We start from the raw sequence: 14,898 nt of genomic DNA on the forward strand, positions 1-14,898 counted from the left end.
ACCGACCGCCCCGCTGCTTCTGAACAACATCCCTTGGAGGTCAAGATGAGGTTCCGCCCAGGAACTAGCGGACTCGCGCTTCTCGCCGTGAGTTCGCTCGTACTCACCGCGTGCAGCGCGGGCAGTCTCGGATCCAGTAGTGACTCGGGCAGCAAAGGCTCGGTCGAGATCACGTACCTGATCGGCAACCAGGATCAGGACGTCAAGGAAGCCAACCAGCTGATCAAGGACTTCACCGCGAAGAACCCTGGTATCACGATCAAGACCGAGACCCGCCCGGCCGGCACCGAGGGTGACAACATCGTCAAGACCCGGCTGTCCACCGGCGACATGCCCGACGTCTTCGGCTACAACACGGGGTCGCTGTTCCAGGCGATCGCGCCGCAGAAGAATCTGGTGTCGATCAGCGACCAGCCGTACATCGGCGACCTGGACGACAACTTCAAGAAGACCGTGACCGCCGACGGCCAGGTGTACGGCGTACCGGTCGGCGGGTTCATGGGCGGCGCTGTGCTCTACAGCATCCCGGTCTACCAGAAGCTGGGCCTGAAGGTCCCGACGACCTGGGCCGAGTTCATGGCCAACAACGCCAAGATCAAGGCCCAGGATCCCGGTGTCGCTCCGGTGATCCAGACGTACGGCGAGACCTGGACCTCGCAGCTGTTCGTCCTCGGGGACTTCCACAACGTGTCCGCCGTCGACCCGTCGTTCGCCGACGACTACACCGCGAACAAGGCGAAGTACGCGACCAACCCGGCCGCGCTCAAGGGCTTCGAGCACACCGAGGCCGTCCACGACGCCGGCTACGAGAACAAGGACTTCGCCTCGGCCAAGCTGCCGGACGGGTTGAAGATGCTTGCCACCGGCAAGGGTGCGCACTACCCGAACCTGTCCGGAGTGGTCGCGAACATGGTCGCCACCTATCCGGACGCGGCCAAGACCGTCGGCCTGTTCGCGTTGCCTGGTGACGACGCGAGCAAGAACGGCCTGACCCTGTGGACGCCGGGCGGGCTGTACATCCCGAAGACCACGACCGGCGACAAGCTGGACGCGGCGAAGAAGTTCCTCGCCTTCGTCGCCAGCCCCGACGGCTGTGCCTCGCAGACCACCGCCGGCGCACCGACGGGTCCGTACGCCGTCAAGGGCTGCACGCTCGGCAACGACGTACCGCAGGCGATCAAGGACATGCAGCCGTACCTCGACAAGCCGGGGTCGTCCAGCCTGGCGCTGGAGTTCCTGTCGCCGGTCAAGGGCCCGTCGCTCGAGCAGATCACCGTCGAGGTCGGCTCCGGCATCCGCAAGGCGAAGGACGGCGCCGCGCGGTACGACGAGGACGTCAAGAAGCAGGCGCAGCAGCTCGGTCTGGCAGGTTGGTGAGGTCCGTGACTGTGTCGATCACACAGGAGCGCACCAAGACCGCCCCGGTCACCTCGACGACCGGGGCCAAGGTCTACCGGCCCTATTCGAACTGGTTCTATCTGCCGACCGCCGTCATCTACGGCGTGCTGTTCCTGGTCCCGACCTTCGCCTCGCTCTACTTCAGCCTGACCCGGTGGAGCCTGTTCGAGTCGAAGTTCATCGGGCTGGACAACTTCAAGCTGTTCTTCCAGGAGCCGGCGCTGGTCAAGGGCTTCACCAACACGCTGATCTACGCCGTCATCACGTCCGGGTCGAAGGTCGTGCTCGGGCTGCTCCTCGCGGTGCTGCTGACGTCGCAGATCGTTGCCCGCGGCTACCTCCGGTCGGTGGTGTTCTTCCCGGTGCTGGTCTCGACGATCGGTGTCGGGCTGACCTTCACCGTGCTGATGAACCCGGAGAAGGGCCTGATCAACGAGTCGCTCGGGCTGCTCGGGATCAACGGTCCCGGCTGGCTGACTGATCCGAAATGGGCGCTGCTCTCGGTGGCGGCCGTCGACGTGTGGAAGGGCGTCGGGCTCGCGACGCTCATCTACATCGCGGGCATCGTCTCGATCCCCCGCGAATACATCGAGGCCGCCCGGGTCGACGGTGCCACGTCGTGGCAGCAGTTCTGGAAGATCGTCCTGCCGCTGTCCCGGCCGGCCACCGTGACCGTCATCATCTTGTCGCTGATCGGCGGGCTGCGGTCCTTCGATCTGATCTGGGCGATGACCCGCGGCGGGCCGGGGTTCACCTCGGATGTGATCGCGTCGGTGATCTACAAGCAGTACCAGGCCGGGTTCTACGGGCTGTCGACCGCGGGCAACGTGGTCCTGTTCATCACCGTCACCGCGATCATCCTGCCGCTGTCGTGGTTCCTGAACCGCAAGGAGGTGGACCTGTGAGTACGGCGGAACTCGTCAACCACCGCCCGGCGCGGAAGTGGATCCTCAGCACGGTCGCCATCGTGGTCTCGCTCGTGGTGTTCGTCATCCCGTTCGCGTTCATCGTGCTGACCGCGGTCAAGGACCGGACCCAGTCGGCCGACCTGAGCTTCTCCTGGCCGCACCAGTTCCGCTTCGTGCAGAACTTCATCGAGGTCGTCAAGGCCCGCGACTTCATGCTGGTGATCGCTTTCATCAACAGCACGATCCTGACCGTGGCCAGCGTCACCGGGATGGTGGTGCTCGCGGCCATGGCCGGGTTCGTGCTGCAGCGGCGGAAGAGCCGCTGGAACGGGTTCATCAACTTCCTGGTGCTGGCCGGCCTGATCATTCCGCCGGCCGTCGTACCGACGATCTGGGTGCTGCAGAAGATCGGGCTGTTCAAGACGATGCCGGGGCTGATCCTGATCGAGATCGCCTACGGGTTGTCGTTCTGCATCCTGTTGTTCCGGGCGTTCGTCGCGACGATCCCGCGGGAGCTGGACGAGGCGGCGATCATCGACGGCGCCGGGCCGTTGCGGCTGTTCTTCCAGGTCGTGTTCCCGCTGCTGAGATCGGTGATCGTGACCGTCGTGGTGGTGCAGTCGGTCAACGTGTTCAACGACTTCGTGAACCCGTTGTACTTCCTGCCCGGCGACCAGAACGCGACCGTGCAGCTGACCTTGTACAACTTCTCCAGTCAGTTCACGACGCAGTACAACCTGCTGTTCATGGACATCCTGCTGATCACGATCCCGCCGCTGATCATGTTCCTGTTCTTCAACCGGCAGATCGTGGCCGGCCTGACCTCCGGAGCGATCAAGGGGTAGCGGGTTTGCGGACCAGGTGCGCCGCCTGTGCCTTGTCCTTCTCGCCGGGCATCGCCGCGCGCGTCAGGGTCGCCACCTCGGCGAACCCGGCGCCGGCGAGCAGCCCGGCGACGTCCGCGGGGTCGTAGCTGTAGACCTCGAGGTCGAGGTCGTGACCGTAGGCGTTGCTCAAGTGACGACTGCCGCCGCCGACCTTGAAGCCGTGCACGAGGTAGCCGCCGGGCCGCAGCACGCGGTAGAGCTCGGCGAACACCGCCGGCAGGTCCTCGCGTGGAGTGTGAACGAGCGAGTACCACGCGAGGGCTCCGGCGAGCTCGCCGTCCTTCAGATCCAGGTCGAACAGCGACCCGACCTCGAACCGCAGCTCGGGATACTCCCGGCGCGCCACCTCGATCATCCCCGGCGTCAGGTCGACCCCGAACACATCCAGACCCCGCCCGGCCAGGTAGGTCGTGATCCGCCCGGTCCCGCAACCCAGGTCGCCGACCGGCCCGCCCTCGACCAACTGGGCGAAGTAGTCGAGCGCACCCTTCTCGAACGGATCGTCGTGGTGGTAGTCCCGCAGGATCGCGTGGTAGTCGGCGGCGGCAGTGTTGTATGACCCTTGGATGTCGTTCACGCGAGGACTCTAGAGAGCCCTTCCGACAGTTTCTGGTAGTCCGCGACCGAGTTGTAGGCATGCGCCGACAACCGGATGAACTTGCGGTCCTCGAATCCGGTGAACGTGATCTCGGCCTTCAGCTCGCGTGAGATCCGCATCTTCAGCGCATCGCCGCCGGACAGGTCGACCGAGGACGGCAGCTCGACCAGGCGCATCGTCGTCGGCGGGTGAACGACCTCAGCGACACCGGTCCCCAGCGACTTCGCCAGGATCCGCGCGCCCTCCTCGACCAGCGAGGTGAGCTGCGGACGGCGGGTCGGCCAGTCCAGCTCGGCCAGGACACGCAGCGACTCGGGCGCGGCGATCCACGGCACGTAGTCGTACGTGCCCTGCATGTCGAAGCGCTCCGGCATCCGCTCGTCGTACTCCGACCAGGAGACGATCAGCGGCATCGTTGCCGTGCGCCACCGTTCCGCGACGACCAGCCCGGCGGTCGCCCGCGGCGCGGCCGGCCACTTGTGGAAGTTGCCGGTCCAGAAGTCGGCGCCCGCGGCGGCCGGGGCGTCGATGAGCGCCGGGGCGTGCGCGCCGTCGACCACGATCGGTACGCCGTGCGCGTGCGCCGCCTCGACCAACGCGTCGACCGGCAGCACCTTCGCCGTACCGGAGGTGATCTGGTCGACGATCAGCACGGAGGCGTTGTCGAGCCGGGCCGCGATCAGCGAGACCACGGTCTCGTCGTCGGCCTCGAGCGGGATGTGGACGATGACGATCTCGGCCTGGTGCGCCTTGGCGAACCGCTCGGCGGCGTAGCGGACCGCGCCGTACGTGTGGTCGGTCAGCACGATCCGGCTGCCTGCCGGGATCGGCAGCGTGGCCAGCGCGACGGTGACGCCGGCGCTTGCGTTCGGGACCAGGGCGAACCCGGCACGGTCTACGTCCAGGAACGCCGCCAGCGCCAGCCGGCTCGTGGTGAGCCGGTCGGCCACGGTACGGAACCAGACCATCGGGTTGGCGTCCATCTCCACCCTCAGGGCGGCCATCAGGTCCTGGGTCCGGCGCGGCACAGCGCCGTACGAACCGTGGTTGAGGTGGAGGACGCCTGGGTCGAGGGTCCACAGGTCGGGGCGGGGGCTGAGTACCGTCACCACCCAAACGGTACATACTTCCTGTCGTGTATCCCTACCTCGACCACGACGGCCCGATCGCGATGGCTCATCGAGGCGGCGCGAAACACCCCGACAACATCGGCTACGAGAACTCGCTGCACGCGTTCCAGCACGCGGTCGACCTCGGGTACACCTACCTCGAGACCGACCTGCACGCGACCAGCGACGGCGTCGTGATCGCGTTCCACGACGACAAGCTCGACCGGGTCACCGACCGGACCGGCGTGATCGCCGAGCTGCCCTGGTCCGAGGTCAGCAAGGCCAAGATCAACGGCCACGAACCGATCCCCCGCCTGGACGAGCTGCTCGAGCACTTCCCGGACATCCGGTTCAACCTCGACATCAAGGCCGAAGGCGGGCTGGAGCCGGCGGCCGGCGTGCTCAAGGCCGCGAACGCGGTCGAGCGGGTCTGCGTCTCGTCGTTCTCCCAGTCCCGGGTACGCCGGATCCGCAAGCTGCTCGGTCCGCGTCTGTGCACCGGGTACGGCGAGTTCGAGATCGTGCTGATCCGGTTCCTGCCCTTCGCGCTGCCGGCGGCCGGCGCCTGCCTGCAGATCCCGCAGGCCTACGGGCCCCTGCGGGTGCTCACACCTGGGCTGATCAAACGAGCGCATGCCAGGGGCAAGCAAGTGCACGTCTGGACGGTCGACGATCCCGCTTCGATGCGGACGATGCTGGACGCGGGGGTGGACGGCATCATCACCGACCGGACCGATCTCCTGAAGGATGTCCTGACCGAGCGGGGTCAGTGGCCATAACGGGCACTGAAGTGTTATCCGCGGGTACCCCGGATCGTCCCGCGAACCTGACACACTTCCGCGCATGGGACTTCTCTCCGCCCCGGCCGGTGTGGACAAGCGTGAGTACTGGGGGTTCAGCCTCTACGACTGGGCGAACTCCGGCTATGTCACCACGGTCGGCACCGTCCTCTTCGCGCCGTACCTGACCTCGGTCGCCGAGCAAGCAGCCTGCGGGTACTCCGGGACGACGGACCACCCGTGCCACACGAACCTCGACGTACTCGGGCTCGGCATCTCCCCCGGATCGCTGGCGTTCTACGTCGTGACCGTGGCGACGCTGGTGTCGGCGCTGTTCCTGCCGGTGGTCGGCGCGATCGCGGACCGGATGGCCCGCAAGAAGCTCCTGATGTGCGCGTTCGCGTGGGCCGGCGCGCTGGCGGCCTGCTGCATGGTGTTCGTCGGCGGCGGCCGCTGGGCGCTCGGGGCACTGCTGCTGTTCCTCGGCAACCTGTGCCTGGGCTCATCGCTGGTCGTGTACGACTCGATCCTGATCGACATCGCACCACCGGATCAGCGCGACGCGGTCTCGTCCCGCGCGTGGGCCTTCGGGTACGCCGGTGGGTTCATCCTGCTGCTGATCAACCTCGCCGTCGTCACGGCCCACGACGCACTCGGGATGAGTCAGGGCACCGCCGTACGACTCAGTCTGCTCAGCGCGGGGCTGTGGTGGGGGTTGTTCACGTTCTTCCCGTTCCTGCGGCTACGAGATCGTCCACCGACCAGCGTCGTACAGGTCCGCAGCGGCAACCTGGTGCGGCAGAGCTTCGGTCAGCTGGCCGCGACGCTCAAGCACCTGCGTACCTACAAGATGACGATGCTGTTCCTGATCGCGTACCTGTTCTTCAACGACGGCATCCAGACGGTCATCTCGGTCTCCTCGACGTACGGCGAGAAGCAGCTCGGGTTCGAGACGCAGGTGCTGATCGCGACGATCCTGCTGGTGCAGTTCGTGGCGTTCTTCGGCGCGATCGTGTTCGGTCGGGTGGCGGCGCGGTACGGCGCTCATCGCACGATCGCCGGCGGGCTGGTGATCTGGATCCTGATCGTGATCGCCGGGTTCCTGCTGCCGGCGCACCAGATCGTGCCGTTCCTCGCGATGGGTGCCTCGATCGGGATCGTGCTCGGCGGGACGCAGGCGCTGTCGCGGTCCGCGTTCAGCCAGCTGATCCCGAAGGGGCGCGAGGCGGAGTACTTCTCGCTCTATCAGGCGGGCGAGCGCGGTACGTCGTGGCTGGGCACGCTCGTCTTCGGCCTGGTCCACCAGATCACCGGGTCCTACCGCCCGGCGATCGTGGCGCTCGGCCTGTTCTTCGTGGTCGGGCTAGTGCTGCTGGTCCGCGTCGACATGCGCCGCGGGATCACCGAGGCCGGGAACGCCCAGCCGAGCATCGTCTAGACCACGGAGGCGACGAAGGCTCGTACGTCGTCGGTTGTCGGGCGGACGCCGGTGCGGTCGGCGAAGAGCAGGTGCGCGGAGCCGATCAGCGTGAGGCCGAGGGAGTTCAGGTCGGCGTCGGCACGGATGCGGCCGAGGTCCTGCTCTGCGGTCAGGTAGTCGAGGATGATGCGACCGGCGTCGGTCAGGATCGGTACGCCGGTCGGCACGGCCTCCCGCAGCCGGGCCCGCAGGCCGTCGCGCGAGATCGTCAGGCTGACGATCGCCACCGCAACCGAGCCGAACAGGTCGGTCAGCATCGTCGTCAGGTTGTCGACGACGGTCCCCTGTCCGACGGCGTTCCGCAGTACCTGCGCTTGGTCGTCGAGGCGGCGGATCCGGTCCAGCACGAGCTCGGCGAGGAAGCCGTCGAAGTCGGTGAAATGCTTGTGCAACACGCCCTTCGCACACCCCGCCTCGGTCGTCACTGCGCGGCTGGTCAGCGCCTCAGGCCCGTCCCGCAGCAACACCCGGTCCGCCGCATCGAACAACAGCTCCCGCGCATCCCGCATCGCGACACCGGTCGGCACGAACCGCTCCCTTGACATGAGTGGGCACCCGCCCACTACCGTGGGCACATGCCCACTCTATCGTCGAACGACCCCCATAGACATCGTGAGATGGCCGAGTCGTTCGGCTCCGATGCGGAGCTGTACGACCGGGCTCGGCCTCGTTACCCGGATGCTCTGATCGACGCGATTGTTGCCTCGGCGCCTGGTCCTGCAGTTCTCGACGTCGGGTGCGGGACAGGGATCGCCGCGCGGCAGTTTCAGGCTGCCGGTTGTCAGGTGGTCGGTGTCGAGGTGGATGAGCGGATGGCAGCGTTCGCGCGTAGTACCGGCGTCGAGGTCGAGGTGTCGTCCTTCGAGACCTGGGATCCGGCCGGCCGCACCTTCGATGCGCTCGTCGCCGGTATGACCTGGCACTGGATCGACCCGAGCGTTGGTGCCGCGAAGGCAGCCGACGTACTCAAGCCGGGCGGCCGGTTCGCGGTCTTCTGGTATGTACTCCAGCCGCCGCCCGACCTAGGCGCCGCCTTCGCCGCAGTCCACCGCGAGGTCCTCCCCGACAGCCCAGTCAATTCGCGGGTCGCCGCCTCGCCGCTCGGGGCGTACGAGCAGTTTCTCGACCGCGCCACCGACAGCCTCACCGCGACCGGCGCGTTCACCGACCTCGAGCGTCCGACGTACCCGTGGAGCCGCTCCTACACCCGCGACGAGTGGCTCGACCAACTCCGTACGAGCGGAATCGCCAAAGCACTCGCCGACGCCGGCAAGCTCGACGAGATGCTCAAGCGAACCGGCGCTGCCATCGACGCCGCCGGCGGCAGCTTCACCCTCGACTCCACCGCGGTAGCCCTCACCGCGACCCGAAACTAACGTGCGCCCGGCCGGGGTGCTGGCCGGGCGCACGGTCTGTGGTGGATCAGCGCGACGACGGGGTCGCGCTCGGGTTGCGGCCGCCGAAGCCGCCGAGGGAGCCCTGGCGGACCGAGTTCGCGGTGATGGTCCCGTTCGCGGTCTGGCCGGTGACGACGACCTGCTCGCCGGCCTTGAGATCGGCAGCGGTCCCCTTGGAAGTGATCTCGTACGTCGTATCGCCGTTGAGCTTCACCGTGACGTTGCCGGTCTGCGTCTTCACGACCAGCTCGGAACTGTTCGACGAGACGACAGTACCGACCGTGCCGCCGCCACCCGGGAACTGCCGCTGCCCCTGGCCCTCCCCGTTCTGACCGGTCCCTCCCCCGCCGTTCTGCCCGCGGAAGCCGCCGTACCCGCCGGCGCCTCGCCCGGCCTGCGGCTGGTTCGACGAGCTGTCCGACGAGAACGCCGCATGCAGCCCGGCCCCGCCGGCGAGCCCGACCGCGAGCACGACGACCCCGGCCAGGATCGCGGTCGCGAGCGGCAGGGCGAGAGTCTTCTTCGGCTTGAGCGCCGAGTCGACCTCCTCGTCGGACCCGATCTGGGCGAACTCGTCGGGCGTCTGGTTACTCATTGAAGGCCTCTCACTCGTGTCGTAGTGCGTCGATGGGACGGAGTCCGGCGGCTCGGTGCGCCGGCATGCTGCCGAAGAACAGGCCGACCGCCGCGGACACGCCGAGCGCGAGTCCGATCGACGACGGCACCAGCGCCGGCTGCACACCGGCCAACTGGAAGCGGGTGACGATCAGCGCGACCCCGACGCCGACCGCGCCACCGAGGAGGCTGAGCAGCGTCGCCTCGATCAGGAACTGCCCGAGGATCGTCCGCCGCCGGGCGCCGAGTGCCTTCCGGATCCCGATCTCACGGGTCCGCTCGGTGACCGTGACCAGCATGATGTTCGTGACGCCGATCCCGCCGACGACCAGGCTGATCGCGGCGACCGTCGCGAGCAGCGCGGTGAAGGTCGCGGCGGTGTCCTGGCTCGTCTGGAGGATCTGCGCCGAGTTCGTGATCCGGAACGGCGAGGTCTGATTCGTCGGCACCTGGTGACGAGCGGTCAGCAACTGCGTGACCTCGGCCTGTGCGGTGTCGACCCGATCGGTGTCCTTGGCCTGGACGACGATCTGGCTGAGTGCGCCGTACCCCGCCTGCGTCGCGCGGAGCGTGCTGATCGGCACGATCGCGGTCGCGTTCGGGTCGTTGAACCCGGTGCTGTCCTTGCTGGCCAGCACCCCGCGGACGACGAAGTCCACGGCGCCGAGCTTGATCGTCTGGCCGACGGCGCTCGCGGGCCGGGTGAACAACTCGGTCGCGGTCGTCTGCCCGAGCAGGATGACCCGCTGCGAGGTGTCGACGTCCTCCTGGGTGAAGGACGCCCCGATCCCGACCGGCGTGTTCGTGGCCGGCATGTACGCCGGCGTCGTACCGATCACCTGGCTGACTGTGTAGCTGGTGTCGCCGTTGGTCGCCGTACTTCCGCTGCTCGTCATCACCGGGGCGACCGACGAGACGTCGGGCGCGAGCCGAGTGTCGGCCAGCGCGGCCGCATCGTCGAGGGTCAGGCTGTACTGCTGCGACGCCGGTCCGGCCTGGCCGCGCTGGAAGCCGCCACCGCCACCGGTCGTGGAGACCGTCAGCAGGTTGGTACCCATCGCCTCCAGCCGGGCCTGGACCGCCTTGCCGGAGCCGTTGCCGACAGCAACCAGGACGATGACCGCGCCGACCCCGATCGACACGCCGAGGACGGTGAGCAGGGATCTGAGTTTGTTCGCCGTGAGGCCGCGGAGCGCGGCCCCCATCAGGTCGCGGGGTGACATCAGCGCGTCACCTCGTCGGAGACGATCCGGCCGTCGGCGACCTGTACCAACCGCCGGGCGCGCGCGGCGACGTCGTGCTCGTGGGTGATCACGATGATCGTCCGGCCGTCGTCGTGCAGACCGTCGAACATGCCCAGCACCTCTTCGGTCGAGTGCGCGTCCAGGTTTCCGGTCGGCTCGTCGGCGAGCAGGATCCGCGGCCCCGTCGCGAGCGCCCGGGCGATCGCGACCCGCTGCTGCTGACCGCCGGACAGCTGGTTCGGCCGGTGCCCAGTGCGGTCCGCGAGACCGACGAGCTCCAACGCGCGGTTGGCGCGCCGGCGGCGCTCGGCCCTGCGCAGGTGTGCGTAGGTCAGCGGCAACTCGACGTTCGCCAGCGCGGTGGTCCGAGGGATCAGGTTGAACGACTGGAAGATGAACCCGATCTTGCGGCCGCGGACGAGCGCCTGCTGGTCCTCGCTCAGCCGGGCGACGTTGCTGCCGTCCAGCCAGTACTCGCCGCGCGACGGTACGTCGAGGCAGCCGAGGATGTTCATCAACGTGGACTTGCCGGATCCGGAGGAGCCCATCACCGCGACGTACTCCCCCGCGTCGACCCGCAGCGACACACCCTGAAGAGCGTGTACTGCGGTCTCCCCGTGGCCGTACGTCTTGGTGACCTCCCGGATGTCGATCAGGGCGTCAGCGGCCACGGAAGCCACCACCACCAGCACCGCCGGTACCAGCGCCGCCACCCCCGCCGAAGCCGGCTGGGAACTGTCCCGTTCCGGTGCCTTGCCCCTGCCTGCCGTTCTGGGTTGTGCTGCTGCCGATCGCGCCCTGCAGCAACTCGATCTGGTCGCCCTCGTTCAGGCCGGACGTGATCTGCGTGAAGCTGTCACCGCGTACGCCGACCTCGACGTCCCGCGTCCCGCTGCCGTCAGCCATCGTCACGGTGTACGTCGTACCGCTCGTCGCGATCGCCGTACTCGGGACGTAGAGCGCGTTGGCGGCCTTCGCCGTCTGGACCGTGACGTTCGCGGTCTGGCCGATCCGGGCGTTCGCGGGGAGCTTGGCGAGGCTGAAGGTGGCCGAGTACGAGACGACGCCGTTGGTCGTGGTCGGGGTCGGCGAGACGGACGCCAGCGACGCGGTGAGCGTCGTACCGGGCTCGGCGTTCAGGGTCACGGTCGCGGACTGGCCGGCCTTGATCTTGATCGCGTCCGCCTCGGCGAACGCGGCGATGACCTGGAGGGCCTTGAGGTCGGCCATGTCGACGAAGCCGGTGCCGGACGTGGACGACGTGGTCGAGCTTGACCCTGTACCTGAGGTTGAGCCTTGACCGCCGGTGCTACCGCTCCCCGACGTACTGCCTGAACCCGAGCTCGACCCGCCGCTGGACGAGCCGACCGAACCGTTGATGGCGGTGATGGTGCCGGCGATCGGCGCCTTCAGCGTGGTCGCGTCGACCGTGGCCTGGGCGCCCTCGACGTTCTGGTCGGCCTGTTCCTTGTCCGCCTTGGCCTTCGCCAGGCTCGCCTCGGCGTTGCTGACGGCAACTTGCGGACTCTGACTCTGACCCTGACCTTGAGACTGGGTCTGCTGTTGTTGCTGTTGACCGTTCGTCGCGGTCGGCGTCGGCGACGGAGAGGCGGAGGCCTCCTCGGCCGCTTCGAGCGCGTCCTCGGCGTCGCTCAGTGTCTCGTCGGCCGCGCTGACCGAGTTCTCGGCGGCGATTTGGTTCTGCTGGGCGATCACGAGCTGGCGGTTGGCGTCCGACGGGTCGATCTTCGCGATCGCGGCGCCCTTGGCCACCACCTGACCGACCTTCACCAGGACCTGGGTCACGGTGCCCGAGGTCTCGAACTGCGGCGACGCCGTCTGGGAGCTCTGCAGGGTGCCACTGGAGCTGACGCTCGCGGTCACCTCACCGCGCTGGACCGCCACCGTCGGCCGGGTCGCGCTGGCGGCCGGCGGATCCTTCTTGAAGAACAGGAAGTAGGCGGTGACGGCGATGACGAGCACGATGGCGACCAGCGCCACGTTCACGAAACTGAGGCCACGGATCTTGTGGCGGGGTAGCACCATGGATGCAGACGTTAAGGACAGATGCTGAGGAGGAGATCCTCGATTCCTGGCAACAGGCTGTGAACCGGATATCGATTTGGTGCGTCGTACCTCGGGCGGTTCGCGACACACCGTGATCTGTGAACACCCGACGACAGCCGGTCACGACAGCACTATCACGGGCCGTCAGGTGCGTACATACGGCTCGGACATGCCAAAATGGGAATGATCCGGGCCGGCCGACCGTTGGCACGGATGACGATCTCGGAGGTTTGACATGTCTAATCGCGTACTGCGTGGTTCGGGGCTGGGTGGGGTCAGCTTCGAGGATGACCGTGGTGTTGAGTTCGCTCCCCGCCAGATGATCACGTACGACTGCCCCCGCGGCCACGTGGTCGAGGTCACCATGGCGCATGACGCCGAGGTGCCCGCGGTCTGGGAGTGCCCCCACTGCGGCAGCGAGGCCGCCCGGTCCACCGGCGAGAAGCCGGAGCCGAAGCAGGAGAAGCCGGCCCGTACGCACTGGGACATGCTGCGCGAGCGCCGGAGCATCTCGGAACTCGAGGAGCTGCTGGCCGAGCGGGTCGAATTGCTCCGCAAGGGCGAGATCGGCCCGGCGCACCTGCACCGGACCAAGCGCACGGCCTGACCCCATGTGAGAACCCTCACCGCAACGGCGCGGTGAGGGTTTCTTTCTGCCCCGATTTGCCTAAAGCCTTTAGGTAATTCCATAATGAGTTATGGCTAGAGCAGGGTTGACCGGCGAGCGGCTGGCACAGGCGGGCGCCGAGCTGGCCGACGAGGTCGGCTTCGACCAGGTCACCGTGTCCGCTCTCGCGCGGCACTTCGGCGTACAGGTCGCCAGCCTCTACTCACACGTCCGCAGCTCCGCCGACCTCAAGGCACGCATCGCCACGGTCGCCCTCACCGAGCTGGCCGACCAGGCCGCAACCGCCGTCGCGGGCCGAGCCGGTCGCGACGCGCTGTCCGCGCTGGCCGACGTCTATCGCGACTACGCCCGCAAACATCCGGGCCGCTACGCAGCAACCCGCTTCGTGCCTGATGGCCTGGCTCCTGAACACGTCGACAGTGGACGACGGCATTCGGAGCTCGTCCGGGCCGTTCTCCGCGGATATGACCTCGACGAGCCCGCCCAGACAGACGCCGTACGCCTGCTCGGCAGCACGATCCACGGCTACATCCAACTCGAATCAGCGGGCACGTTCGCCTTCAGCGAGCCGAGCTCCGACGACAGTTGGCCACGCATCATCGACGCCCTCGACACCCTCCTTCGCAGCTGGAGCTGACCTTGATCACGACCCCCATCACCATCGACCTGCTCCGCGGCGCGCTTGAGCTCGAACCCACCGGCCGCGGGTTCCTGCCCCACCGGTTGCCCGCATGGGCGCGCGCGCAGTACGACGACGGCCAGATGACGATGGTCGAGTCGCAGCCCTCCGGCGTCCGCCTCGTCTTCTCCACCCGAGCGACCGTGGTCGAGCTCGACACGCTCCCGACGAAGCGCGACTACACCGGCGCTCCCCCGCGCCCGGACGGCGTGTACGACGTACTCATCGATGGCCAACTCTTCACGCAGCTCACCGCGACCGGCGGCGACGTGATCACCATCAACCTGATCACCGGCACCACCGAGACCCGCCAAGGCGAGCCGCAGACTCTGCACGTCACGGGACTGTCCGCAGCGGCGAAGACCGTCGAGATCTGGCTGCCGCACGACGAGACGACCGAACTCGTTGCCCTGCGCACCGATGCCCCGGTCGAACCGGTCCCGACCTCGCGCCGCGTCTGGCTGCACCACGGCAGCTCGATCAGTCACGGTTCGAACGCGACCCATCCGACCGGCACCTGGCCGGCCCTCGCCGCGGCCCAGGCCGGGGTGGAGCTGGTCAACCTGGGCTTCGGCGGCAGCGCGTTCCTCCAGCCGTTCATCGCCCGGACGATCCGCGACACGCCCGCCGACCTGATCAGCGTCAAGCTCGGCATCAACATCGTCAACTCGGACAGCCTCCGCCTCCGCTCGTTGACGCCGGCCGTCCACGGCTTCCTCGACACCATCCGCGACGGCCACCCCGACACACCGCTGCTGGTCGTCTCCCCCATCCTCTGCCCGATCCACGAGGACACACCCGGCCCGACCGGTTGGGACCTGTCCGCGCTGGCCGCCGGCGAACTCCGCTTCGTTGCCACCGGCAACCCCGACGAGATCCCGGCCGGCAAACTGACCCTGTCGGTCATCCGCGCCGAGCTCGCCCGCATCACCGCCCAGCGCGCCGTCTCCGACCCCAACCTCCATTACCTCGACGGCCTCACCCTGTACGGCGAGGCCGACAACGCCGCCCATCCGCTGACCGACGGCCTACATCCAGGCGCCGAGACCCACGAGTCGATGGCGGCGCGGTTCACCGAACACGCCTTCAAGGGCGCCTTCAGCGCGTGA

16 protein-coding genes are annotated in these 14,898 nt (G+C 67.8%); 9 read left to right on the forward strand and 7 right to left on the reverse strand.

Translation table 11 applies throughout. The features are described from left to right. Window positions 1–45: 45 nt before the first annotated feature. The 3 genes from ACQPYH_RS21835 to ACQPYH_RS21845 are packed head-to-tail and all read left to right on the forward strand — an operon-like array spanning window position 46 to window position 3,151. Complete coding sequence (locus ACQPYH_RS21835) at window positions 46–1,377, forward strand: ABC transporter substrate-binding protein (protein WP_432894157.1); 1,332 nt, start codon at window positions 46–48, stop codon at window positions 1,375–1,377. Between the two features lie 5 nt (window positions 1,378–1,382). After that, window positions 1,383–2,303 carry a carbohydrate ABC transporter permease gene (locus tag ACQPYH_RS21840; RefSeq protein WP_432894159.1) on the forward strand — a complete coding sequence of 307 codons (921 nt, stop codon included), beginning with the start codon at window positions 1,383–1,385 and terminating at the stop codon, window positions 2,301–2,303. After that, on the forward strand, window positions 2,300–3,151 hold the full coding sequence (locus ACQPYH_RS21845; protein ID WP_432894161.1) for a carbohydrate ABC transporter permease: 852 nt from the start codon (window positions 2,300–2,302) through the stop codon (window positions 3,149–3,151). Before ACQPYH_RS21840 ends, ACQPYH_RS21845 begins: the two co-directional genes overlap by 4 nt. Here ACQPYH_RS21845 and ACQPYH_RS21850 read toward each other — a convergent pair. Together ACQPYH_RS21850 and ACQPYH_RS21855 are read right to left on the reverse strand one after the other, a co-directional pair. Then, window positions 3,141–3,770: a methyltransferase domain-containing protein gene (locus ACQPYH_RS21850; RefSeq protein WP_432894163.1), complete on the reverse strand. Its 630-nt coding sequence runs from the start codon at window positions 3,768–3,770 to the stop codon at window positions 3,141–3,143. The two genes, ACQPYH_RS21845 and ACQPYH_RS21850, sit on opposite strands and share 11 nt — an antisense overlap. Beyond that, window positions 3,767–4,900, reverse strand: coding sequence for an aminotransferase class V-fold PLP-dependent enzyme (locus ACQPYH_RS21855; protein WP_432894165.1), 1,134 nt, complete (start codon window positions 4,898–4,900; stop codon window positions 3,767–3,769). Before ACQPYH_RS21855 ends, ACQPYH_RS21850 begins: the two co-directional genes overlap by 4 nt. 26 nt (window positions 4,901–4,926) lie before the next feature. Here ACQPYH_RS21855 and ACQPYH_RS21860 point away from each other — a divergent pair, with 26 nt between their 5' ends. Continuing rightward, window positions 4,927–5,679, forward strand: coding sequence for a glycerophosphodiester phosphodiesterase (locus ACQPYH_RS21860; RefSeq protein WP_432894167.1), 753 nt, complete (start codon window positions 4,927–4,929; stop codon window positions 5,677–5,679). 64 nt (window positions 5,680–5,743) lie between these two features. Next, complete coding sequence (locus ACQPYH_RS21865; RefSeq protein ID WP_432894169.1) at window positions 5,744–7,117, forward strand: MFS transporter; 1,374 nt, start codon at window positions 5,744–5,746, stop codon at window positions 7,115–7,117. Here the strand turns inward: ACQPYH_RS21865 and ACQPYH_RS21870 are convergent. Continuing rightward, a complete protein-coding gene (locus tag ACQPYH_RS21870) occupies window positions 7,114–7,704 on the reverse strand; it encodes a TetR family transcriptional regulator (protein ID WP_432894171.1) in 591 nt (196 codons plus the stop codon). The genes ACQPYH_RS21865 and ACQPYH_RS21870 overlap by 4 nt on opposite strands. Before the next feature lie 72 nt (window positions 7,705–7,776). Here ACQPYH_RS21870 and ACQPYH_RS21875 point away from each other — a divergent pair, with 72 nt between their 5' ends. Next, window positions 7,777–8,535, forward strand: coding sequence for a class I SAM-dependent methyltransferase (locus ACQPYH_RS21875; RefSeq protein WP_432894173.1), 759 nt, complete (start codon window positions 7,777–7,779; stop codon window positions 8,533–8,535). Window positions 8,536–8,581: 46 nt separating this feature from the next. Here ACQPYH_RS21875 and ACQPYH_RS21880 read toward each other — a convergent pair whose 3' ends face one another. The 4 genes from ACQPYH_RS21880 to ACQPYH_RS21895 are packed head-to-tail and all read right to left on the reverse strand — an operon-like array spanning window position 8,582 to window position 12,461. Beyond that, window positions 8,582–9,151: a hypothetical protein gene (locus ACQPYH_RS21880; RefSeq protein ID WP_432894175.1), complete on the reverse strand. Its 570-nt coding sequence runs from the start codon at window positions 9,149–9,151 to the stop codon at window positions 8,582–8,584. A gap of 10 nt (window positions 9,152–9,161) precedes the next feature. Beyond that, window positions 9,162–10,394 (reverse strand): ABC transporter permease, encoded by a 1,233-nt coding sequence (locus ACQPYH_RS21885; RefSeq protein ID WP_432894177.1) that lies wholly within the window; start codon window positions 10,392–10,394, stop codon window positions 9,162–9,164. Beyond that, window positions 10,394–11,086, reverse strand: coding sequence for an ABC transporter ATP-binding protein (locus ACQPYH_RS21890; RefSeq protein WP_432894179.1), 693 nt, complete (start codon window positions 11,084–11,086; stop codon window positions 10,394–10,396). Before ACQPYH_RS21890 ends, ACQPYH_RS21885 begins: the two co-directional genes overlap by 1 nt. Then, entirely contained in the window at window positions 11,076–12,461 is a 1,386-nt protein-coding gene (locus ACQPYH_RS21895; RefSeq protein ID WP_432894181.1) for an efflux RND transporter periplasmic adaptor subunit, read from the reverse strand. The genes ACQPYH_RS21890 and ACQPYH_RS21895 overlap by 11 nt, the downstream gene beginning before the upstream one ends. Before the next feature lie 256 nt (window positions 12,462–12,717). Between ACQPYH_RS21895 and ACQPYH_RS21900 the strand changes: the two genes are divergently transcribed. The 3 genes from ACQPYH_RS21900 (at window position 12,718) to ACQPYH_RS21910 (ending at window position 14,898) form a co-directional block, all read left to right on the forward strand. After that, complete coding sequence (locus tag ACQPYH_RS21900; RefSeq protein WP_130448290.1) at window positions 12,718–13,089, forward strand: RNA polymerase-binding protein RbpA; 372 nt, start codon at window positions 12,718–12,720, stop codon at window positions 13,087–13,089. A 91-nt stretch (window positions 13,090–13,180) separates the two neighbouring features. Further along, window positions 13,181–13,747: a TetR/AcrR family transcriptional regulator gene (locus ACQPYH_RS21905; protein WP_432894184.1), complete on the forward strand. Its 567-nt coding sequence runs from the start codon at window positions 13,181–13,183 to the stop codon at window positions 13,745–13,747. A 2-nt stretch (window positions 13,748–13,749) separates the two neighbouring features. Next, window positions 13,750–14,898 (forward strand): GDSL-type esterase/lipase family protein, encoded by a 1,149-nt coding sequence (locus tag ACQPYH_RS21910; protein ID WP_432894186.1) that lies wholly within the window; start codon window positions 13,750–13,752, stop codon window positions 14,896–14,898.

Source organism: Kribbella sp. CA-245084, from assembly GCF_050942355.1.
Lineage (GTDB): Bacteria > Actinomycetota > Actinomycetes > Propionibacteriales > Kribbellaceae > Kribbella.